The sequence below is a fragment of the Deltaproteobacteria bacterium IMCC39524 genome (genome assembly GCA_029667085.1).
Taxonomy (GTDB): Bacteria; Desulfobacterota; Desulfuromonadia; order Desulfuromonadales; family BM103; genus M0040.
This window is the reverse complement of the sequence record JARUHJ010000002.1, coordinates 423487-444938: the sequence shown is the minus strand read 5'-3', so window position 1 is coordinate 444938 and position 21452 is coordinate 423487. Positions and strand designations below refer to the sequence as shown.

The following is a 21452-nucleotide window of genomic DNA, read 5'->3' as shown; positions in this document are numbered from 1 at the left end:
TGTCCGGAAGCACATCGGGTGGCACAATCAGTTTAACAAACACTTTGAAAAAAGGAACATCAATCCACCGAAGGCTTCCTGCTCACTATGTCGTCGATAATACCATACTCTTTTGCGGCTTCGCTACCCATGAAGAAATCTCGCTCCGTGTCAGAAGACAACTGGATGATATCCTTACCGGAGTGATCGGCCATGATGCCATTGAGAGTCTCTTTCAGACGCAGAATCTCCTGAGCGTGAATACTGATATCCGTTGCCTGCCCCTGAAAACCGCCAAGAGGCTGATGGATCATGATACGGGCGTGCGGCAGGGCATAACGCTTGCCAGCTGTGCCTGCTGCCAACAGCAGCGCACCCATACTGGCCGCCTGGCCAACACAGATCGTGGAGACCGGAGCTTTCAGGTACTGCATGGTGTCGTAAATCGCCAGGCCCGCGGTGACAACTCCACCGGGAGAGTTGATGTAGAGGTGGATATCTTTCTCCGCGTCTTCCGACTCAAGAAAAAGCATCTGGGCAATGATCAGATTGGCCACATGATCGTCAATACCGCCGCCCAGGAAAATAATCCGGTCCTTGAGCAGTCGAGAGTAGATATCGTAAGAGCGTTCACCGCGACCGGTTTGCTCAACGACCATAGGAATCAAGTTCATGCGTCCCCCTTGTCAGCCTTCTTCTCGGTCTTCTTTTTCGCCTTTTTAGGAGCAGCGTCTTTCTTTGGCTCCGCCTCTTTCTCCTTCTTGGGAGCAACCTCTTTTACCTTGGCGCTCTCAAGGAGAAAGCTGACCACCTTCTCTTCGGCAATCTGGGCCATCAGGCCGCTGCGGGCTTCTGCACCGGCATAGTATTTCTTGACCATATCAATCGGTGCATTGGCCATGGTGGCGATCTCTTCCAGCTTGGCGTCAATCTCAGACTCATCAGCGACGATATTTTCCTGCCGACCGATCGCTTCCAGTATCAGGTTGCCGCTCACCTGCTCAATAGCTGTCTCGCGGTAGTTCTCGCGGAAATTCTCCGGAGTGATGCCGAGCATCTCCGGTTTCATCCCCTGAGACTGCATCCGGTTGCAGATATTCTCGTACATATATTCAAGCTGCTTAACGATCATCGCTTCAGGAACCTCGACCGGGTTCTTTTCGATCAACTTGCCAACCAACTTCTCTCGCAGGTCACCTTCAACCCGGTTGACCTCCTGAGTCTCGTAGCTTGTCTGCAATTGGGCTTTCAATTCATCAAGGGTATCAACTCCGAAGCCTTTGGCAAACTCATCATCAAGCTCGGGAACAACCTTCTCCTTGATCTCTTTCATAACAACCTTGAAGACTGCCGGTTTGCCAGCCAACTCGGCCTGACCGTACTCTTCAGGGAAAGTGATCTCAACATCCTTGGCGTCTTCGCGCTTCATGCCAACAACCTGATCCTCGAAGCCGGGGATAAAAGAACCTGAACCAAGTTCAAGCAGGTGCTCCTCACCCTTACCACCTTCGAAAGCCACGCCATCAACAAAACCTTCAAAATCGATCACGACCGAATCGCCCTCGCGGGCTTTTTTACGGGTGGTCGGCTCTACCTGGGCACGCGACGTACGCATCTCTTCAAGACGACTGTCGAGGACTTTGGGGTCCGCAACAAACTTTTCTTTTTCCAGAGAAAGCTTGGTGTAGTCCTTGGCAGTAATCTCCGGCTTGATTTCTACTTCTGCCTCATAAGTAAAGGCTTCTCCCTTAATGATACCGCTGCTATCAAGGATGTTGGGCTCGCCAACAACGGGAATTGCATTTTCCTGCAGGGCCTGGAAGTAAGTGTCATTGATCAGACGAGAGAGGACTTCCTGCTCCATCTGAGCGCCATAATACTTTTCGAGAACCGCGACGGGGATCTTGCCAGCGCGAAAACCCTTGATCTTAGCGGTCTTGCCGATCTTCTTAAAAGCCTTGCTGATTTCTTTATCTACCTGGTCTGCAGCAACCTCAAAGCTCAACTTCTTTTTAATGCTGCTGACATCTTCAATTTTGACATTCATGCGTTCGCTCCTCACGTCCTCTACCGGAGCCACGCACAGAAAAATGCAGAGACCGGCATATTTGTTCAGTAATATTAGTCTACTAAGAATTTAAATGGTGCGAGTGGGGAGACTCGAACTCCCACACCTTACGGCACTAGATCCTAAATCTAGCGTGTCTGCCAATTCCACCACACTCGCTTATTTTAGAACACAAACAATTAAGGCCCGGCTTTTCCCTAGAGAACCACCACAAGTTGAGGGGTTGACGGGGAAAAGGCAGGCCCAGAATAATTATGGGGTGAGTGACGGGGATTGAACCCGCGACAACTGGAGCCACAATCCAGTGCTCTACCGACTGAGCTACACCCACCACAAAATAAAGCTTTAAAGCCAGGGCCGGGAAACTTGCCACCCGAGAGCCAAAATGGCGCGCCAGGAAGGACTCGAACCCTCGACCCACGGCTTAGAAGGCCGTTGCTCTGTCCAGCTGAGCTACTGGCGCTTAAAAATGGTCGGGGAGACAGGATTCGAACCTGCGACATCCAGTTCCCAAAACTGGCGCGCTACCAGGCTGCGCCACTCCCCGAAGACCGGTTTTCTAGCATGCTAAAATCAATAATGCAAGACTAAACTTGAACTTTATGACCATTGCCCTGAATAAAAATCATTTCGAACAAACGTATACCTGAGGTCATCCCTCCTCGAGACGGAAGCGCACCGGGATGCGAACCTGGCTGGAGACTGGCAGACCGCCGCGAGTTGCCGGAGAAAATTGCCAGCGCTTGACCGTTCGCTGCGCAGCACGGTCAAGGATCTTGTGGCCACAGGTTTTTTCAACCTCCAGATCATCAACAGACCCATCAACAGAGACATCAACCAGCAACCAGACGACGCCCTCCCAATGTTTTTTGCGGGCCAGGCGAGGATATTCAGGGAGAGGATTACTTCGGTAATGAGGAATCGCCTCAACCAGTGAAGAGGCAGAAGAAGACGCTTGATTGACAACCTGAAGGTCACCGGTCACCAGAGAGGCCATAAGGACAGGCTCTTCAACCGGAACCGAAGCCGCGGCAACTGCGACGGGAGAACCCTCCGTCTCCTCTTGGGGCGTTAAGCACACCAGCTCGGGGGCTGGAGGATCGGCGACGATCTTTTCGACAATTTTTGCGTTTGGATTTTTTTTGACCGAAGCTTTTTTAATCTTATCCACCGGAGGCACGGCTTTCTGCTTTACCTTTGGACGAGAAGGCTTACGCGGAGGCGCCGGAGCCTGTTCAGGTTCGGACGTTGCCACAAGCTGAGGAGAATTCGTTGCGAGGAGGAGAGAAACTGACACAGGGACAGCGGTCAAACTGGAGTCATCAGGGTCACTCACCCAGCCATAAAAGGCTAAACCGCCATGCAACCCCGAAGAGAGGAGCAGAAAAACCGCCAGCCTGAGAACAGGGGGGAAATTAGTCAATATTCCGTTAAACACCGACAACCTCGAGTCAAACCTGAAAAAGCTAAGAATGAGGGCTCGACAGCAACCAATGCCAAAGGCGACACAAGAACCTCAAGAATCAATGTTTCACATTGGCATCATTTCGTTTTTTTATCAACAATGACCATTGTTTTCTATACATGATCAGTTTAAAGCTCCCCGACAGGAGGCTTTTAGTTGAGCCAAAAAGAATCAACCCCCTAAAGGACACAGGGAAAGGCACCTTATCGAGAAGCGAATGATATATCCTCTCTCAAGCAAATGATTCTGCGATGCAGTTTATTCATCCAATCACTATCAATCGTTCACAGACTTCCCCACGGCGTTAAGAGGGAGGACTTCGGCACCAAGCCAGCGCAAAAGGACCTCTTTCAGCTCACTCTGCCGAAAAGGCTTACTGAGGAAACCGTTCATCCCCGCTTCAAGGCACAGCTCCTCATCTTCTTCCCGCGCATAGGCGGTCAAGGCAACGATAGGTGTCATTACACCCTGCCTCCTCAGCTGTGCAGTGGCCTTAAAACCGTCTAGAACAGGCATCTGGCAATCCATCAAGATCAAATCGACCTTCTTATCCGTAAGGTAATCGATTGCCGACTGACCGTTATCGACGATTACCAGATCAAGTCCCATCTGCTGCATCAGAATTGATATCAGGCTCTGCGTTGTCGGATTGTCCTCAGCAAGCAGGATGCGCCTTTTGTTATTGAGGTTAGCAGGTGGTTCGATCACAGGATTATCATCAGAGAATGCCGCCGGAGTCGACTTCGGTAAGCTAGCATGCAGCAATTCAGAATGGCTGGAAAGCGTCATCGGCAGATGAACGCTAAAGACACTACCTTCTCCGGGCTTACTCTCAACCTCAACCTCCCCTTTCATCAGGTGAATCAAATCCCGGGTGATAGCCAAGCCCAGCCCTGTACCTCCATATATCCTTGTCGTGCTGCTATCTCCCTGGTCAAAGGAATCAAAGATTCTGCTACGCAAATCCTCTGCAATACCGACCCCAGTATCTCTTACAACAAAGAGGCATTCGCACTCTCCCTCTTCAGGGCCGTCGCAAACTTCAAGCGAGATGGAGACGCTCCCTGAGTCAGTAAATTTGACCGCGTTTCCGATCAGGTTCAACAAGACCTGACGCAGGCGCCCGGGATCGCCCATCACAACAGACGATTCAACTGAAGTAACCACCTCCAACTCAAGACCCTTATCATGAGCGGACACCTCCATCAGACGCGTCACGTCCTCGGTCAATCGCACCAAATCAAAGGGCACCGAATCGAGTTCAATGCGGCCAGCTTCAATTTTTGAAAAGTCAAGAAGGTCATTGAGAATCGTCAACAACGCTTCACCGGACCGATAGATGGTCGAAACCAATTTCTGGTCCTGTTCTGTCAGAGATCTCTGTCTGAGAAGATCTGCCATGCCAAGGATACCGATCATCGGTGTACGAATTTCATGGCTCATATTGGCCAGAAAACGGGACTTGGAAGCTGTCGCCTGTTCTGCCTTCTCTTTTTCTGCCTCGAGCGCCCGGGTGCGAACCTTGACTTCCAACTCCAGGTCTTTGCGCTGAAGCTCCAGCAGATGATCGCGCTCTTTCAGAGCACGCATCATTTCATCAAAACCACGAAAGAGCTGTTTGAACTCATCGTCCGTTTCTTTCGTCTCGAACCAAAGTAGGCTCTTTTCACGGGAAACCTGACTCATCCGTGAAACGAGCTGCGCGATCGGACGTGAGATTTGCCGCTGCATGTGGGAGCTCAGCAGATAAGTCAAGAGCATGACCACCCCCATGGAGAGCAGCCAGCCCAGAGCAAGGAGCTGTTGTCGCTCATGCAGTTTGACGGGTTCTGTGCTGACGTAGCTATAACCAACGTGACCACCTTCAAAGGTGATTGGCATAAAATGCGCGAGACGTCCAGCTTCGTCCCAGAACACTTCTGCCCCCGATTGCAGACCTTCTTCAATCTGACGGGCTTCAAGCTCGAGGGCCTCGATCTCTTTTACAGGGTCGGTTTGTGTCCGACTCTTTTTTGCACGGGAATAACCAACCCGAGAGAGCCCATCAGGTTTGAACAGATAAGCAGTGACAACGTCTTTACGGATAGATAAAGATTCAAGAGTGTTTTTAACACCGGCATAGTCGTTCAACGCCATGTGAGAACGCGCGTTAAAAGAAACCAGCGCACCGAGAGATACGATATCATCACGCGCAACACTCTTCATATGCTGTCGTTCGATAAAAAAGAATTGGGCAGAGGTCAAGATCATGACCAGCATGCTGACCAGGAAGATGATACCTGTCATTTTCTTTTGAACAGAGATAGGTTTTCTAAGAGACATGGATTTCCCGGCCCCCATACCGGAACATCATCAGAACAAAAACGGGGCAATTCTAACAGTTTGGTCCTCTCTTGAAAAGAGAAACCGGAAGCAGGCTAAGCACCAAGACGTTTAGGAATTCTGCCCAAACACGATGGCCGTAAAACGTCCTGCTAAGGCTCCATGGCATGGAGCCTTTTTGAAACTTCTAGAGCGTAAGGTCAACCACAACTCGTCCACTAACCTGCCCATCCAGAAGCCTTTCGGCAAACAGTGGGATCTCTTCAAGTGAGACCACCTTGAAAATTGGCCCCAGGAGCTCATCGGATAGTTCGTGTGCCAAACGCGCCCATGCCTTTTTGCGCAGGGGCACAGGACAAGTCGTAACTTCCACACCGACCATCTTGATCGCCCGCAGGATGAAGGGCATGACCGTCGTGTGCAATTCAGAGCCTCCCGTCAGGCCGGTTGCGGCTACAGTGCCGCCGTACTTCATTTCTGCCAGCAGGCGGGCCAGGACCTCTCCGCCAACAGTATCGATCGCTCCTGCCCAGCGTTGACTTTCCAGAGGCTGGGCAGGCCTTTCAAGCTCTGTTCGGCTCACAATTTCTGTGGCGCCGAGCTGGTAAAGATAGTCATCATTATCACTATTACCAGTCACCGCGGAGACAGAGTACCCCAATTCGGAAAGCAGGGCGACCGCAACACCACCGACCCCGCCACTGGCTCCGGTAACCAGAATCGGCCCCTGGCCTGGAACAACGCCCTGATCTTCCAATGCCATGACACACAGCATGGCGGTGAGACCGGCGGAACCGATGGCCATAGCTTTCAACCCATTCAAGCCTTCTGGCAACGGAATAAGCCATTCGGACTTCAACCTCGCCTGCTGGGTATAACCTCCCCAATAGCGCTCTCCCACATACCAACCGGTCAGCAGGACCTCGTCACCGGGCTTAAAATCCGGGGACTCTGAGGACAACACTTCACCCGTCAAATCGACCCCTGGAACCATGGGATACTGGCGAACGATCTTGCCCCGGCCGGCGACAGCAAGACAGTCTTTGTAGTTGAGGCTGGAGTATTTCACCGCGACGAGGACATCGCCATCTGGCAAGTCGTCGACTGTCAACTGGCGAATTTGATGCTCAACCTTGCCGTTATTCCGGGACAGAACCAGTGCTTTAAATTGATCGATCACAGCGACTCCTCATCACGTTCGCGACGCCACTCCTGAGCCTGGGCATATTGCTCACACAGGTAATTCATCTGCTCGGCCATTGCTTCTTCGGTCGCATCAGCGTCCCGCGCTTTGATCGATGCATAGATCCGTTCATGCTGGGCAATGATTTTTTCGCGTTCCCTGAAGCGGAAAATGACCAGATTGGTTGCAGGCTGCAAGGCTTCAATGACCGCAAACATGACAAACTGCATCACCGGATTCCCGGTTGCATCGACCAGCGCCCGGTGAAATCGGACATCCGAAGCGCAGAAGTCGACATCGCTGGTCTCTGGGTCTTTCTGACGTTTAATTTCTTCAGCCATGGTCAGCAGATGTTCGTCTTTGCGCCGCTCTGCAGCAAGCCGGCAGCAGGGCAACTCCAGCTCACGGCGCGCTTCAGCAATTTCCGACAGACTGAACTTGCCCATACTGACCATGAGCATAGCTGCCCCCGCCAGCGAAGAACGAAGCTCCTCCTGGCTGGGCCTGTTAACAAAAGTGCCTCCAGTCGGTCCGCGACGACTGCGAATCAGGTTCTGAGCCGCAAGCCGTTTCAGAGCTTCGCGAATCGTCGGACGAGAAACGTTGAATTTTGAGGCCAAGACCTCCTCGGTCGGAAGCTGGTCGTCAACCTTGAGACTGCCATCTAAAATTGAGCTGCGGATATTCTCCGCTATCTGTTTGGCAAGACTTTCTGCCACAAGGGGTTGAAAATTAATCGCCATTTTTAAGGACTCCCTTTTCACTCACGGCACGAGTGATATTATTTTTCCCACGCATCTAAGATAGCCTATTTCCAAGAGCATTGAAAGCATTTATATATTTGTTTGACAAATAGTTAAATACTAGATAGGCTAGCAAACAATTACATCAGTAGAGAGCAGTTCCTTTTGGAACTTATATAAGAACGACACCTAACCAACCGGAAAGGATCAAACCATGAAAGCACTTGTCTACAGAGAATACGCGCCCAATGATAATTTTGGAGACATCCTGAAAGTCGAAGAGATTCCTAATCCCGAGCCACAACCAAACGAAGTCCTGATCCAGGTTAAAGCTTCAGCGCTGAACTATAACGACGTCTGGGGCATGCGCGGCAACCCAATTCCAGTTGAACTGCCACACACCTCCGGCTCCGATGCCGCCGGTGATGTCCTTGCTGTTGGCAGTGAAGTGACCAGCATCAAGGTCGGTGACCGGGTCGCTGTTCACGCCAACTTTGCCTGTCGTGTCTGTGAAGCCTGCACCAGCGGCCGCGAATATGACTGTTCGAAGCGTATGGTCTGGGGCTTCCAGACGACTCCAGGCAGCCACGCTGAGCAGGTCTGCCTGCCAGAAGTCAACGTCGTCAAAATTCCCGACAGTGTCAGCTACGAGCAGGCTGCCGCTGCCGCCATGAACCTGCTCACCGCGTGGCACATGCTGGTCGGGCGCGCTCAAATCAAGCCGGGTCAGCTCGTGCTGATCATGGGTGGACGCTCCGGCGTCGGCCACCTCGGCATCCAGATCGCCAAACTCTACAATTGTACCGTCATCGCCACAGCCAGCCCGGAAAACGCCGCTCTCTGTAAAGAACTCGGCGCTGACTATGTGGTCAATCACCGCGACGAGGGCTGGGTCAAGGAAGTGCGCGGCATCTGCAAAGAGATCGCCAAGCAGACCGGCGGTGCTCCGGGCATCGACGTCTCATTCGATCATGTCGGTGAAACCCACTTCAACGCTCAGTTGACATTGTTGAAATTCGGCGGCACCCTGGTCAGCTGTGGCGCCACCACCGGCTATGACGCCAAAATTGACCTGCGCCAAATTTTCTTCAAAGGCACCAATGTCCTCGGCTCTACCCAGGGGACCAAAGCGGAGCTCGAGCAGGGCTTTTACTGGATGGGTCAGGGCAAGATCAAATCCGCAATCGGTGCCGAGTACACATTCGATCAAGCTGCTGAAGCTTACGAGCAATTCCTCTCGGGGAAAGGGCTCTTCGGCAAAATCATCATAAAACCATAAGATTCAAACCGAAAAGTCTGTGCCTAATATTTGGTGACAAATAAACGGCCTCGTAACCAGATAGAGGTCGATTATTCTTCGTTCCTTCAAAGGGTCCTTCTTCTCAAACCATATCAATATTCAGCCCCGCTTCCCGGCGGGGCTTTTTTATTTCGCGCCCCGCCCTTTCCACGAACTGGCACCCTCCAAAAACACTGCTATACTGCTCAAATGTGTTATCCGGGGAGGAGAGAAGACAACGCCACCCTTTAAATATGAATTTTGACATCCAGCTTGCGTTCTATTGGTTATCACCCATCTCGTGAAGGAGGTAGCTCATGCAGAAATTGATACGCATCGATCCCGCAAAATGTGTTGGCTGCAAGACCTGCGAACTGTCCTGTTCGTTCAAGAACACCGGCGAGTTTGCCCCCAGTCGATCCCGCATCTACAACGAAATTTTTCTCGAGGAAGCCAAGTTCATTACAGTCACCTGCATGCAGTGCGATGAGCCCTGGTGCGAAAAGGCCTGCCCCAAAAACGCTATCAGCAAAGACATGTCCAGTGGCGTTGTTACGGTCGACGATGACAATTGCGTCGGCTGCCGTACCTGCGTCAGTGCCTGTCCCTTCGGCATGATCAAGTATGTCGACAGCACTGGAAAGGCAGACAAGTGCAACCTCTGCGGGGGCGACACTCCCGAGTGTGTGGCTTTCTGTCCCACCCAGTGTCTCACGCTGGATGAGGAGGACAAGCCGCTGCGGCAGAAGATGCTGCGTTTCGTCAATACGGTAAAAGACGGGCAGATGGAGGTTTGATATGAATAAGGGATGGAAGGGACAATTGTTACGCGTTGATCTGACTGCGGGCACCTGCAAGATTGAAGCGCTCAACGAAGAATGGGCCAGGACATATCTCGGTGGGCGTGGCCTGGCGTCAAAATATCTCTGTGAGGAAATTTCCCCAGAGGTTGAGCCGATGAGCCCGGAGAACAAACTGATTATGGCGACCGGCCCTCTTACCGGTACTTACGGTGCGGCCAACGGCCGTTACATGGTGATTACCAAGTCACCCCTCACCGGCACCATCGCCAGCTCCAACTCTGGCGGATATTTCCCCAGCGAACTTAAATACGCCGGCTTCGACATGATCATTTTCGAAGGCAAGTCGGCCCACCCGGTCTACCTGCAGATTCGCGACGGCAAGGCTGAACTGGTCGGTGCCGTCCACCTGTGGGGCAAATCAACCAATGAGACGGAAGACGCTATCCTGAACGAGTTTCATGGTGACGCCAAGATCGCCTGCATTGGGCCGGCTGGTGAAATCGGCGTGCATTTCGCCTGTATCGTGAATGATAAACACCGGGCCGCCGGCCGTAGCGGCGTCGGCATGGTGATGGGTAGCAAGAACCTCAAGGCGGTTGCCGTGCGCGGCACCGGCGGCGTCAAGGTCGCTAACCCGAAAGCTTATCGCGATGCGGCCCTGGAATCTTACAGCATGCTGAAAGAGAATCCGGTCACCGGTGAAGGTCTGGGCGCCCTGGGAACCGCGGTTCTGGTTAACATCATGAACCAGAGTGGTGGTTTGCCAACCCGCAACGCCCAGACGGGAACCTTCGAAGGAGCCGAAGCGATTTCAGGTGAGACCTTGGCCTCCAGTTACTTGAAACGCAACAAGAGCTGCATGGGTTGTATCATCAGCTGCGGTCGGGTGACCAAAATCTCCGATTCGCGCTACGGGGGCGATGGTGAAGGGCCCGAGTATGAGACGCTCTGGGCGATCGGTGCCGCCTGCGGCATCTCCGACCTGGCGGCGATTACCAAGGCCAACTATATCTGTAACGAGGCGGGCATGGACACCATCACCGCCGGCTCCACGATTGGCTGTGCCATGGAACTGTTCGAAAAAGGCCTGATCAGCGAAGAAGAAATCGGCATGTCATTGAATTTTGGCGAGGCCGACAATATGGTCAAGCTGATGGAGATGACCGCCAAGGGCGAAGGCTTCGGCAAGAAGATAGGTCTCGGCTCCTACCGCTTAGCCGATAGCTACGGTGTTCCCGAGTTGTCGATGTCGGTCAAGAAGCTGGAGTTCCCCGCTTATGATGCCCGCATGGTACAGGGCATGGGCCTGGAGTACGCTACCAGCAACCGTGGCGCCTGCCATGTCCGCGGCTACCTGATTTCGCCCGAGGTCCTTGGCTTGCCGGAGAAGCTTGATCCCGCGGCGACAGAAGGAAAGGCCGGTTGGCTGAAGATTTTCCAGGATTTCACCGCGGTTGTCGATTCGGCCGGAGTCTGTCTCTTTACGACCTTCGGCATCGGTGTGCCGCAGTTCACCAAGTTCTGCAACGCAGCGAACGGCACCAATATGAGTGACGAAGAGCTGCTTGAGGCCGGTGACCGTATTTACAACCTGGAGAGGGTCTTCAACCTCAAGGCGGGCATTGATCCTTCTCAGGACAAACTGCCGAAGCGGATGATCGAAGAGCCGTTACCTGACGGGCCGTCCAAGGGTGAGGTCTGCAAACTCGACCAGATGCTGCCCGACTATTACCAGGTGCGTGGCTGGGGCAGCGACGGGATTCCAACCGAGGAGAAGCTGCAGTCTCTCGGCCTCGCTTAAGTCTGTCGTGATTGATGCATAAGGGAGGAGCCAGCCAAGACTCCTCCCTGCTTTGAAATGGGGGCTGACATGGCAGAAGCTTTCGATTACGTAATTGTGGGCAACAGCGCGGCAGGCTTACAGGCGCTAAGCACGCTTCGTAAACATACGGCAGAGGCTTCCGTGGCGATCATCGACCGCGAGGACCTTCCCGCCTACTCCAGAGTAATAACTCCCTACTTTGTTGGCGGCAAGACCAGCCGTGACAACCTGTTCATCGTCAACCACGATTACTATCGGCGGGCCGGTGCCACAACCCTGTTTGGTCGTAACGTCGTTGCGCTCGATGCCGAAAACCATCAACTGGAGCTTGACGATGGCGGCCACGTAACCTTTGGCAAACTGCTTCTGGCAACGGGGGCCGAGGCACGCAAGCTGTCAATTGCCTCCGATCGCTCCAGCGTGCTGCGGCACATGACGGATGCGGAGAAACTGGTCGAGCTGATGCAGGGCGCCGAAAGCATTACGGCGATCGGCGCCGGCCTGGTCAGTCTGCCGTTACTCTCCCATGCTCCGGCGTCCGCCGAGAAGCACCTGGTGGTTGGCTCCAACCGCATCTTGAGCCGCATGGTGGATGCAGAAAGTTCAGAACTCCTCGAAGCACGTTTTGCCAAGCAGGGCTTGCAGATACACAAGCAGGATGACATTGTGGCGATCGAAGAGGGGGACCGGCTGCAACTGCAGCTGGCTTCGGGCGGTTGTCTTGTGAGTGACATGCTGATTGTGGGCAAGGGCGTGCAACCGAACAGCGCGCTGGCCCGACAGGCAGGGTTGCAGGTGAATTACGGCATACTGATCGATGATTACTGTCGAACCAGTCACGCTGATATCTACGCTGCGGGAGACTCAGCTGAAGGCAAAGATTTCATCACCGGCGAACCGGTCATTCAAGGCAACTGGATGACGGCTGTCGAACAGGGAGAGAACGCGGCTCTCAACATGCTGGCGATGGACTGCGCCTACGCAGGCAGCCTGAAAAACAACATCACCGAGGTGTTCGGTGTAGATGTTGCCGCAATTGGTGAGTGCCTGGCTGACAGCGCGCAAACTGTCCGCACTCACGATCCGTCCACTGGCCGTTTCCGCAAGGTTTTTCTCAATGATCAACAACAGGTGATCGGTGCGATCCTGATCGGAGAAACCAACGATTCGGGCCTCTATTACCACTGGATTCGCAACCAGATTATTTTCCCGGGTAAAGAGGTTTTGAGCGGCACCAATACATACGCCAGCTTCCAGAAGAGAATGGCATAGAGGTGACAGCGATGATACAGATCCAGTTTTTCAGCCTGATCAGGATGCTTTTAAAGCAGGAGGCCGCAGAAATCCCCTGGGAGGCAGGCGACACCGTGCAGAGTGTCCTGGAAAAAACCCAGGCGAAAATCGTGACGCCTTTTCTGCACAAACTGCTTGATGAACAGGGTGAGCCGCACACCGGAGCCATTATAATGGTTAATCGCAAGAACATCCTGCACCTGCAGGGTTTGCAGACTCCTGTTGCCGATAAAGATGTTCTGGCCTTCTTCCCCCCCGGCGCCGGAGGCTGATGTTGACAGATCGTTACGCCCGGCAGGTCCTCCACTGGGGAGCTGAGAAGCAAAAGATCATAGAAGAATCATCGTTACTGATCGCCGGAGTCGGTGGCTTGGGAGCGACGGTCAGTCAACTCCTGGTACGCGCTGGTATCGGTCGTCTCTTCCTGGTTGATGATGGTCGCCTCGACTGGCCTGATCTGAACCGCCAGACACTCTATGGTGAAAATGATGTCGGCCGGGCCAAGTTGCCCCTCGCCAAAGAACGCTTGAATCAAATCAACTCCGCAACCGAGATCGTTGAACTGCAAGGGCGAATTGATGAATTTTTCCAGGCTCCCACAGCGATCGATGGTGTGGCCGACTGCCTTGATAACTACCAAAGTCGTTTTGCTCTCTACAACGGCCTCGCAACGGGGACCTATTTTGTGCATGGTGGCCTCGACGGCGACCACGGGCAGCTTTTGACCCTTGTGGCCGGAGAGTCTCAAGCGTTCGGCACCATCTTTGCCGGTGCCGTCCAACCGCAGGGCAGCATTCCTGTAACTCCGGACAACGTAGTAATCATCGCCGGTCTGATGGCCAACGAACTCTTCAGCGTACTCTGGAAAACCCCGAAACTGCTCAACCGATGTCTCGTTATCAGCCTTGCGGACTTTCATATAAGCTTTCTTGATGTCTAGGCCGGAGACCAGATGAACACAGGTCAACCCAAAACAATCAAAAAAGAGATGGGGATTACCCATAAAGATTTTCATGATGAGCTTCCGAACCTGCTTGAAGGCATTCCTTATCATCTGTACCAAGACACCATCAGTTTTGAGCTTCGAGGCAAACGCGTCGAAGTAAATCTTGGTCTCGAAGAGGTTCGCAAGATAGGGCCCTCTGTAACCTTACCCGTGACAATCGTCACATTACGATTTTTTGCTTTTTCAGAAGAAGAGATGAGTGACTTTATCAGGCATTTCAATCTAAAATTCATGAAAGGTGGAGGCTAATCCTCTACCCTGACAGTATTCATTGCACTGATTTAATTCAAAACCAGGAGAGTTTAAAGTTGTTTTCCCTTCAAAAACTTGTCATCAGTATTTCTCTTTTATTATTTCTGACTTCTACAGGATTCGCTGTCGAGCACCTGCGCCTGGCAACAACAACCTCCACTGACAACTCCGGCCTGCTCGCAGAGCTTTTGCCTCCATTCGAAAGAGCCAATAACTGTCAAGTCGACGTGATTGCTGTAGGGACTGGCAAAGCTATCAAGCTCGGAGAAACCGGCGACGTTGACGTCATCATGGTCCACGCCCGCAGCAAGGAGGACAAGTTTGTCGCCGCCGGCTTTGGTGTTGACCGCCACGACGTAATGTACAACGATTTCGTCATTCTCGGCCCTGCAACTGACCCGGCGGGAGTCAAGGGGAACAACGATGCAGCTGAGGCGATGGTAAAAATCGCTCACAGCAAGAGCACCTTTGTTTCGCGAGGTGATGACTCGGGAACCCACACACGGGAAAAACAACTATGGCAAAAAGCGGGTGTAACACCCGTTGGAAGTTGGTATCTGGAGGCCGGTCGCGGTATGGGCGAAGTTATTGTGATGGCAAGCGAGCGTAATGGTTACACCTTGAGTGACCGCGGCACTTACATTGCCTATTCGGAAAAAACCCCCTTGCAGATCGTCTCTGAAGGAGACAAACGCCTCTTCAACCCCTATGGCGTCATTATGGTCAACCCCGCAAGGCACAAACATGTCAAGCTTGACCTTGCGAAGGATTTCCTCAACTACCTGACTTCAAGCCAGGCAAAGCAGTTGATCACTGGCTTCCGTAAAGGTGGCAAGCAACTCTTTTACATTGCCGATTAAGGGTCATCTTGGGATATTTAGGCGAATCACTACTGACAGCACTTGAGCTGATTATAAACTTTGATCGGGAGGTCCGGATAACCGCCTGGGTCTCCCTGTATACCTCCAGCTGTGCTATTGTGATCGCGGCGCTGCTGGGCGTGCCGACCGGCCTGTGGCTGGGTCTAAATCGGTTTCGTGGGCGTCAAATCCTGCTCGCCCTGCTCAACACCCTTATGGCACTGCCAACCGTGGTCGTCGGCCTGTTGCTGTTCGGTCTACTCAGCCGCCAGGGACCACTGGGCCCACTTGGGTTACTGTTCACGCCACTGGCGATGATCGTCGGACAGACAGTGCTAGCGACGCCGATCGTTGCCAACCTGGTGCTTGCGGCTGTTACAGGTGCCGACCAACGAATTATCAACACGGCCCTCACTCTCGGGGCCAGCCGATTTCAAGCAGCGATCCAGCTGTTGCGGGAAATACGCTTTGGTGTGATGGCTGCGGTAATCGCCGGTTTCGGGCGTGTGATCGCCGAAGTCGGCGTTGCAATGATGCTTGGTGGCAATATTCGTAACAGCACCCGAACCATGACGACAGCAATTGCCCTGGAGACCAGCAAAGGGGAATTCGCCTTCGGTCTGGCATTAGGGATGCTTTTGTTATCCGTCGCTTTACTGGTCAATCTTTTCCTGAATGTTCTGCAGCAGAGGTGAACCAATGCCACCGGTGGTCTCGTTTAATAATATCCTGGTGACACAAGGCGACAGCTTCAAACTGTCGGTTGGGCATCTCGCCTTACAGCCAGGTTTAATTTATGCATTGACCGGAGCCAACGGTTCCGGCAAAAGCACCCTGCTTCGCGTCATGGCGCTATTGACCCCACCGTACGAAGGGACGATCGAATTCTCTGGCAACAAGACACACAATTCCGCACAGCAACGGCAAAAGGTCACCCTGGTGGAACAGTCTCCTTATCTCTTCAAGGGAAAGGTGATTGACAATTTAAGCTATGGCCTAAAACTTCGTGGTATTGACAGTAACGAACGAAGCCGTCGTATCAAGACAACCCTGGCAAATGTCGGCCTCGAGGGGTTCGAACAGCGCCAGGCGAAAGAGCTTTCCGGTGGCGAAATACAGAGAGTGGCTCTGGCGCGTGCGCTGGCTCTCAAACCGGAGTTACTGCTTCTCGATGAGCCTACTGCAAATATCGACAGCAGCAGCCTCCAAGGCTACGAGTCCCTGCTCAGAGACCTGCCTAAATACGGTGTGACCGTGGTTTTTTCTACCCATGACCCGTCCCAATCGCAGCGACTTGGCGACCAGGTGTTGCGCCTGGAAAATGGCAGATTATTAAACAGCCCCCAGCAGAGACTGGATGAACGGAGCAATCTGTATGGCACTTAGTTTTGAATCTGCAAGATCAATGATTCTGGAAAAGATGACCACACTACCGTGTGAGTCGGCATCATTACTGGACATCGTCGGACGAGTCCTTGCTGCAGATATTCGCGCGCCCTGGGATCTGCCGCGCTGGAACAATTCGGCCATGGATGGCTTTGCTGTCAGGGCAGAGGATTGCTTTTCTGGCCAGGCACTCACAATAGACGGTTATCTTCCGGCAGGCAGCAGTGCCAGAGGGATCTCTGTCGAGCCAGGTAGTGCGGTCAGGATCATGACCGGGGCTCCTGCTCCGGCGGGCTGCGATGCGATTGTGCCGATTGAAGAAACTGAAGAGAAGGACGGTAAGCTTATCATCACTGGCCAGGTCAAACCTGGCGATCATCTTCGCCTTCAGGGTGAGGATGTACCCCAGGGTGAACTGGTCATTTCTGCCGGCACGATTTTGCGGCCGGCGGAAATCAACATGCTGGCTTCATTCGGCTACCAGAGCGTCACCGTCATCCGCCGTGCCAAGGTCGCGATTCTGTCGACCGGTGATGAGCTGGTGGAACCGGGAGAAGACGTTGGTCCGGGTCAGATTATCAACAGCAATGACTATTCTATTGCAGCTGCGGTCAGTGAGCTTGGTGGTGAGCCAATCCTCCTCGGCATTGCCCGCGATGACCGAGAAAGCCTCATCGCTAAGTTGACTGCGGGGTTACAGGCTGATGCCCTGATCACAACGGCGGGTGTGTCGATGGGGGATCGCGACCTGGTCTGTGAAGTACTGCAAGAGCTGGAAGTTGAACGCCAGTTCTGGAAAGTTGACATCAAACCCGGACGCCCAACCGCTTTTGGTCTTAAGGGGTCAACGCCGGTCTTCTCCCTGCCTGGCAACCCGGTCTCGAGTATGGTTACATTTGAGGAATTTGTCAGGCCCGCACTCTTGAAGATGATGGGTCATCAGCATGTGATCAAGCCGTTCATCAAGGCTGTCATGAAAGAGGCGATAAAAAAGAAACCGGGACGCGTTCAATTCTTGCGAGTACGCATAGCAAAAAACGGCGGGCTGCTGCTTGCGACGAGTTCCGGCGACCAGAATACCGGCATTTTAAGCACCCTGTTGCGGTCCAATGGAATTGCGGTTCTGCCTGCTGACCAGGAGCAGATTCAAGTTGGTGAAGAAGTGAACATTCATTTGATTGCGGCTATTGATGATCTTTGAATCAAGTCAGGCAAGAGCTAAAGGACCGTTTCATTCTTGTTCGAGACCGGAGGAGATGAATGTCTTTTTTGAATTCATTGCCTGAGAATACTCCCAGGCGCCTAACCAAGGTGATTGTCAGGACAATACACCTGGTCGCGATTGCCGGTTTTTTCGGCAACGCCATGACGGGCAGTTACGAAACAATTTATATAACCATGACTATCGTTTCAGGGGCGGTGCTGACTTTTATGGAAGCCTCCTCTGGCTGGGTCTGGTTTGTTCAACTCCGAGGCATATCCCTGTATCTCAAGTTACTGCTTCTGTTGCTTATCCACATGTACCCAAACACAACGATCCCTGGCCTAATTGCCGTCATTGCACTTTCCGGGTTCATCTCTCATGCACCGAGCTGGATCAGATACTTTTCGCTACAGCATTGGCAGGTCGTACATTCCAAGGAGGACCTTTCAGGCTAAAACGCAGGCGACATTCGGGCGTTGAGGGCAATTGTTAAAACAAGACCTCAAACGATTTAAGAGTGATTGTGAAGAATGGGTGCTTCAACTAGTCTTTCTCTGAAAATTGTGTCAATATCCTGCCCCGCCGCAAAGCGGGGCTTTTTATTTTTTGCCTCGCCTATCAATCAGAGAGTAGTGCGCTACAATTAATCATCAAATGACACCATGAAATGGAGCACATAATGAATAATCTTCCTTTGCCAGGCACACGGCTTGGCACTTTTCTCGTAGAGCAGAACCTGCCCGTTGCTGAATTAAACCTGACCGCTATTCGTTTGAAGCACGAACCGACCGGCGCGAGGATGCTTCACATGGCTTGCGACGACCCGAACAATGTCTTTGCCGTTGGCTTCCGCACGCCGCCACCCGATTCAACCGGGGTAGCCCACATTCTTGAGCACACAGTCCTCTGTGGCTCAGAGAAATATCCGGTGCGCGATCCTTTTTTTGCCATGATCAAGCGCAGCCTCAACACTTTTATGAACGCCATGACGGCTGCCGACTGGACGCTTTATCCAGTGGCCAGTATGAACCGTAAAGACTTCTACAACCTGATGGGCATTTACCTCGACGCCACCTTCTTCCCTACCCTGCGGGAACAGGACTTTCTGCAGGAAGGGCATCGGCTCGACTTTGCCGACGAGAATGACCCGGACAGCCTGATGATCAAAGGCGTGGTTTTTAATGAGATGAAGGGCGCCATGGCCGACCCTTCATCGCTGCTGGGACGGCGTCTCAATGCAGCGCTTTTCCCCACGACCTGCTACGGCAAGAATTCCGGCGGCGAGCCACTCGATATCCCGGAACTGAGTTGGCAAGAATTACGCGCCTTCCACAAAAGCTATTATCATCCCAGTAACAGCTGGATCTTCACCTACGGCAACCTGCCCCTTGAAGAACATCTTCGACAGATCGAGGAACTGGCCCTAAGTCGTTTCAAGCAGCAGGACGTTACCAGCGAGATTCCGCTGGAGACACGCCTGACGGCCCCAACCCAGAGCACACAGACTTTCCCTGTCGGCCCCGACGACGAACTGCAACAGCGCTGCATGGTGCAGATGGCGTGGCTGACCTGCCCGATCGAAGACACTTTTGAACGGGCAGCCACCGGCATCCTGGCCAACCTGCTGCTTGGCAACCCGGCAGCGCCTCTCTACCAGGCGTTGATCGAGTCGGGGCTGGGACGCAACCTCTCACCCGGCACCGGCTATCACGATGACTATCGTGACACCTTTCTCTCAGCAGGCCTGCAGGGGACAGATCCCGAGCGCCTGGCAGAGATCGAAGCCCTGATTCTCGACACCCTGCGTAAAGTTGAGAAAGATGGCTTCCCGCAGGAACGCATCGACGCAACTTTGCACCAATATGAGTTTGCCAACCGGGAAGTCACGGGAGACCAATACCCTTACGGGCTGGGACTGATGATGCGGCTGTTCGGTCCCTGGCTGCATGCCGACGATCCTTTCAGCACGCTGATGATTGGCCAGAACCTCGAACGACTCAGAACGGCAACGGCCGACCCGAAGTTTTTCCCAAAAATGATTCGCCGTCATTTGCTCGACAACCCGCACCGCGTTACGCTCCTGCTGCGACCAGACACCGAGCATGCTCATCGCGAAGAGCAGGCCTTTGCTAATCATCTGGAGAAAATTCGAGAGAGCCTTGACGAGGCAAAAATCGCTGACATCAAAGCCCAAAATATTGCCTTGAAGGAAAGTCAGGAGACCCCTGACGACACCAGCTGTCTGCCCATCCTCGAGTTGACAGACATCGAACGGGAAGAGCAGAAGACAACTTTCAAAAAGCAAACAGATTCAATCTGCGACACCTTCTGGTTTACCCAGCCAACGAATGGCATCACCAATCTGGTCATGCAGTTTAACACCAGCACTCTGCCCCCTGCCCTGCGTCCTTACCTGCCGATTTTCTGTGCCTTAATGCCTCAGATCGGCGCGGCGGGTCATGACTACCTGGCCATGTCCCGACGTATTAGCGCCGCTACGGGTGGCGTCCGCTTCGGTCCAAACCTGTTGGAGAGTCCTCTCGACCTCGACAGCATGCGTTCCGTAGTGGAGCTCAAAGGTAAATGCCTGGATCGCAATCAGACCACCCTGTGTGAAATTCTGACCGACATCTTGACCGCTCCGGACTTTAGCGACCTCGAGCGTATACGCACGGTAATCGGCCAGATCAGGGCCTCGATGGAGAACTCGATCCCCGGGGCAGGCCATTCCTTCGCCGCGCGTGCCGCAGCAGCCACTCTCACACCGACCGCAAGCTTGCGCGAAGAGTGGAGCGGCATGACTCAAGTGCAGACAATCCAGCAGGCCAGCACTCTGGATGATGCAGGCCTTGCCGAACTCGCGCAGACCTTCAAAGAGATAGCATCCTGCCTGTTTGTTTCAAACCATGCAGCAGTCGCCATCACAGCAGAAGAACTTGCGCAACAAAGCATTCAAAAGCCTTTAGCAGGTTTGTTGGCAGCCCTGCCTGAAAGGACCACCGAAGAATCTCAGGCAACAATAACTTTCAACGCTCAACCTGGCGTCACCGGTTGGCAGCACAACCTGCCGGTGGCTTATGTCTCTCGTGTTTTTCGTACCGTGCCCTACACACACCCTGATGCGCCGGCTCTGATGGTACTGGCGAAGCTGTTGCGTGCAGACTTCCTGCATCGTGAAGTTCGTGAGAAAGGCGGCGCATACGGCGGCATGGCCGGGTACAACGCAGGTGGAGGCCTCTTCTCCATGCTCTCCTATCGCGACCCTCACCTCGAGCGAACTCTTGATGTCTACGAAGAAGGTATTGAGTGGGCCTGCAAGGGAGGTTTCAGTGACGAGATGATCAATGAATCGATCCTGACGGCATTCGCCGAACTGGACCGCCCTCTTTCTCCTGGCAGTCGGGGATACCGTGAATTTATCCATCAACAGCAGGGCGTTAACCACGACATGCTGCAAAGCTTCCGCAACGGCATCCTCGCTGTGAAGCAGGAGCAGTTGGCCCATGTTGCACAAACCTACCTGAAGCAGGCATTTCACTCCAGTTCGGTGGGCGTACTTGCCGGCGAGGAAATGTTCAATAAAGCACAGGTGAGACTCAAGCAAATGGACATGCAGATGAAACGACTGGGGAGTCTATAGTTCGAGTAAGCTTCAGGACGCTTGAGGGTTTAATTCCGGTGACAGAATACCATTGTGTCACCGGAATTACCTGTTATTGCGTCTTTACTAGCTTTTTTGGGCATCTTTGCGTTAAATTCCTGTACTGACTTGTCATTGCAAACGCTA

At 53.1% G+C, this 21452-nt stretch carries 19 protein-coding genes and 4 tRNA genes; 13 read left to right on the top strand and 10 right to left on the bottom strand.

From position 1 onward, the window contains the following. Positions 1–59 precede the first annotated feature (59 nt). The 10 genes from clpP to P9J64_07700 all read right to left on the bottom strand — a co-directional run bounded on the left by clpP (position 60) and on the right by P9J64_07700 (position 7760). On the bottom strand, positions 60–653 hold the full coding sequence (gene clpP / locus P9J64_07745; protein ID MDG5468212.1) for an ATP-dependent Clp endopeptidase proteolytic subunit ClpP: 594 nt from the start codon (positions 651–653) through the stop codon (positions 60–62). After that, positions 650–2026 carry a trigger factor gene (tig, locus tag P9J64_07740; GenBank protein MDG5468211.1) on the bottom strand — a complete coding sequence of 459 codons (1377 nt, stop codon included), beginning with the start codon at positions 2024–2026 and terminating at the stop codon, positions 650–652. Before tig ends, clpP begins: the two co-directional genes overlap by 4 nt. 95 nt (positions 2027–2121) lie before the next feature. After that, positions 2122–2206, bottom strand: a tRNA-Leu gene (locus P9J64_07735). Positions 2207–2302: 96 nt separating this feature from the next. Further along, positions 2303–2378: transfer RNA gene (locus P9J64_07730), tRNA-His, on the bottom strand. Positions 2379–2433: 55 nt separating this feature from the next. Then, a tRNA-Arg gene (locus P9J64_07725) sits at positions 2434–2510 on the bottom strand. A gap of 7 nt (positions 2511–2517) precedes the next feature. Further along, positions 2518–2594: transfer RNA gene (locus P9J64_07720), tRNA-Pro, on the bottom strand. A gap of 105 nt (positions 2595–2699) precedes the next feature. Then, complete coding sequence (locus P9J64_07715; protein ID MDG5468210.1) at positions 2700–3485, bottom strand: energy transducer TonB; 786 nt, start codon at positions 3483–3485, stop codon at positions 2700–2702. Positions 3486–3788: 303 nt separating this feature from the next. Then, complete coding sequence (locus P9J64_07710) at positions 3789–5798, bottom strand: ATP-binding protein (GenBank protein ID MDG5468209.1); 2010 nt, start codon at positions 5796–5798, stop codon at positions 3789–3791. Between the two features lie 223 nt (positions 5799–6021). Continuing rightward, positions 6022–7014 carry an oxidoreductase gene (locus P9J64_07705; protein ID MDG5468208.1) on the bottom strand — a complete coding sequence of 331 codons (993 nt, stop codon included), beginning with the start codon at positions 7012–7014 and terminating at the stop codon, positions 6022–6024. Then, positions 7011–7760 (bottom strand): FadR/GntR family transcriptional regulator, encoded by a 750-nt coding sequence (locus P9J64_07700; protein MDG5468207.1) that lies wholly within the window; start codon positions 7758–7760, stop codon positions 7011–7013. Before P9J64_07700 ends, P9J64_07705 begins: the two co-directional genes overlap by 4 nt. A gap of 214 nt (positions 7761–7974) precedes the next feature. Between P9J64_07700 and P9J64_07695 the strand changes: the two genes are divergently transcribed. From P9J64_07695 to P9J64_07635, 13 genes are all read left to right on the top strand, one after another. Then, positions 7975–9039, top strand: a complete 1065-nt coding sequence (locus tag P9J64_07695) for a zinc-binding dehydrogenase (protein MDG5468206.1) — start codon at positions 7975–7977, stop codon at positions 9037–9039. Positions 9040–9356: 317 nt separating this feature from the next. After that, a complete protein-coding gene (locus P9J64_07690; GenBank protein MDG5468205.1) occupies positions 9357–9836 on the top strand; it encodes a 4Fe-4S dicluster domain-containing protein in 480 nt (159 codons plus the stop codon). Position 9837: 1 nt separating this feature from the next. After that, positions 9838–11643 (top strand): aldehyde ferredoxin oxidoreductase family protein, encoded by a 1806-nt coding sequence (locus P9J64_07685; protein ID MDG5468204.1) that lies wholly within the window; start codon positions 9838–9840, stop codon positions 11641–11643. Positions 11644–11712: 69 nt separating this feature from the next. Then, entirely contained in the window at positions 11713–12936 is a 1224-nt protein-coding gene (locus P9J64_07680; protein MDG5468203.1) for an FAD-dependent oxidoreductase, read from the top strand. Between the two features lie 11 nt (positions 12937–12947). Further along, positions 12948–13229, top strand: coding sequence for a MoaD/ThiS family protein (locus P9J64_07675; protein MDG5468202.1), 282 nt, complete (start codon positions 12948–12950; stop codon positions 13227–13229). Beyond that, complete coding sequence (locus tag P9J64_07670) at positions 13229–13897, top strand: ThiF family adenylyltransferase (GenBank protein ID MDG5468201.1); 669 nt, start codon at positions 13229–13231, stop codon at positions 13895–13897. Before P9J64_07675 ends, P9J64_07670 begins: the two co-directional genes overlap by 1 nt. Before the next feature lie 12 nt (positions 13898–13909). Further along, positions 13910–14212, top strand: coding sequence for a hypothetical protein (locus tag P9J64_07665; GenBank protein MDG5468200.1), 303 nt, complete (start codon positions 13910–13912; stop codon positions 14210–14212). A gap of 59 nt (positions 14213–14271) precedes the next feature. Next, positions 14272–15075, top strand: a complete 804-nt coding sequence (locus tag P9J64_07660; protein ID MDG5468199.1) for a substrate-binding domain-containing protein — start codon at positions 14272–14274, stop codon at positions 15073–15075. A gap of 8 nt (positions 15076–15083) precedes the next feature. After that, on the top strand, positions 15084–15770 hold the full coding sequence (locus P9J64_07655; protein ID MDG5468198.1) for an ABC transporter permease: 687 nt from the start codon (positions 15084–15086) through the stop codon (positions 15768–15770). 4 nt (positions 15771–15774) lie between these two features. Further along, positions 15775–16461 (top strand): ABC transporter ATP-binding protein, encoded by a 687-nt coding sequence (locus P9J64_07650; protein ID MDG5468197.1) that lies wholly within the window; start codon positions 15775–15777, stop codon positions 16459–16461. Beyond that, positions 16451–17662 (top strand): molybdopterin molybdotransferase MoeA, encoded by a 1212-nt coding sequence (locus P9J64_07645; GenBank protein ID MDG5468196.1) that lies wholly within the window; start codon positions 16451–16453, stop codon positions 17660–17662. Before P9J64_07650 ends, P9J64_07645 begins: the two co-directional genes overlap by 11 nt. A 59-nt stretch (positions 17663–17721) precedes the next feature. Next, positions 17722–18120, top strand: coding sequence for a hypothetical protein (locus P9J64_07640; GenBank protein MDG5468195.1), 399 nt, complete (start codon positions 17722–17724; stop codon positions 18118–18120). A gap of 224 nt (positions 18121–18344) precedes the next feature. Further along, the gene (locus P9J64_07635; protein MDG5468194.1) at positions 18345–21305 is read left to right on the top strand and encodes an insulinase family protein; all 2961 of its coding nucleotides are present in this window, start codon (positions 18345–18347) and stop codon (positions 21303–21305) included. Positions 21306–21452: the final 147 nt, after the last annotated feature.

Excerpts from the sequence above, each read along its gene's own strand:
- clpP (MDG5468212.1), bottom strand. The coding sequence starts at position 653 with ATGAACTTGATTCCTATGGTCGTTGAGCAAACCGGTCGCGGTGAACGC.
- tig (MDG5468211.1), bottom strand. The coding sequence starts at position 2,026 with ATGAATGTCAAAATTGAAGATGTCAGCAGCATTAAAAAGAAGTTGAGC.
- P9J64_07710 (MDG5468209.1), bottom strand. The coding sequence starts at position 5,798 with ATGACAGGTATCATCTTCCTGGTCAGCATGCTGGTCATGATCTTGACC.
- P9J64_07700 (MDG5468207.1), bottom strand. The coding sequence starts at position 7,760 with ATGGCGATTAATTTTCAACCCCTTGTGGCAGAAAGTCTTGCCAAACAG.
- P9J64_07695 (MDG5468206.1), top strand. The coding sequence starts at position 7,975 with ATGAAAGCACTTGTCTACAGAGAATACGCGCCCAATGATAATTTTGGA.
- P9J64_07690 (MDG5468205.1), top strand. The coding sequence starts at position 9,357 with ATGCAGAAATTGATACGCATCGATCCCGCAAAATGTGTTGGCTGCAAG.
- P9J64_07685 (MDG5468204.1), top strand. The coding sequence starts at position 9,838 with ATGAATAAGGGATGGAAGGGACAATTGTTACGCGTTGATCTGACTGCG.
- P9J64_07680 (MDG5468203.1), top strand. The coding sequence starts at position 11,713 with ATGGCAGAAGCTTTCGATTACGTAATTGTGGGCAACAGCGCGGCAGGC.
- P9J64_07675 (MDG5468202.1), top strand. The coding sequence starts at position 12,948 with ATGATACAGATCCAGTTTTTCAGCCTGATCAGGATGCTTTTAAAGCAG.
- P9J64_07670 (MDG5468201.1), top strand. The coding sequence starts at position 13,229 with ATGTTGACAGATCGTTACGCCCGGCAGGTCCTCCACTGGGGAGCTGAG.
- P9J64_07665 (MDG5468200.1), top strand. The coding sequence starts at position 13,910 with ATGAACACAGGTCAACCCAAAACAATCAAAAAAGAGATGGGGATTACC.
- P9J64_07650 (MDG5468197.1), top strand. The coding sequence starts at position 15,775 with ATGCCACCGGTGGTCTCGTTTAATAATATCCTGGTGACACAAGGCGAC.
- P9J64_07645 (MDG5468196.1), top strand. The coding sequence starts at position 16,451 with ATGGCACTTAGTTTTGAATCTGCAAGATCAATGATTCTGGAAAAGATG.
- P9J64_07640 (MDG5468195.1), top strand. The coding sequence starts at position 17,722 with ATGTCTTTTTTGAATTCATTGCCTGAGAATACTCCCAGGCGCCTAACC.
- P9J64_07635 (MDG5468194.1), top strand. The coding sequence starts at position 18,345 with ATGAATAATCTTCCTTTGCCAGGCACACGGCTTGGCACTTTTCTCGTA.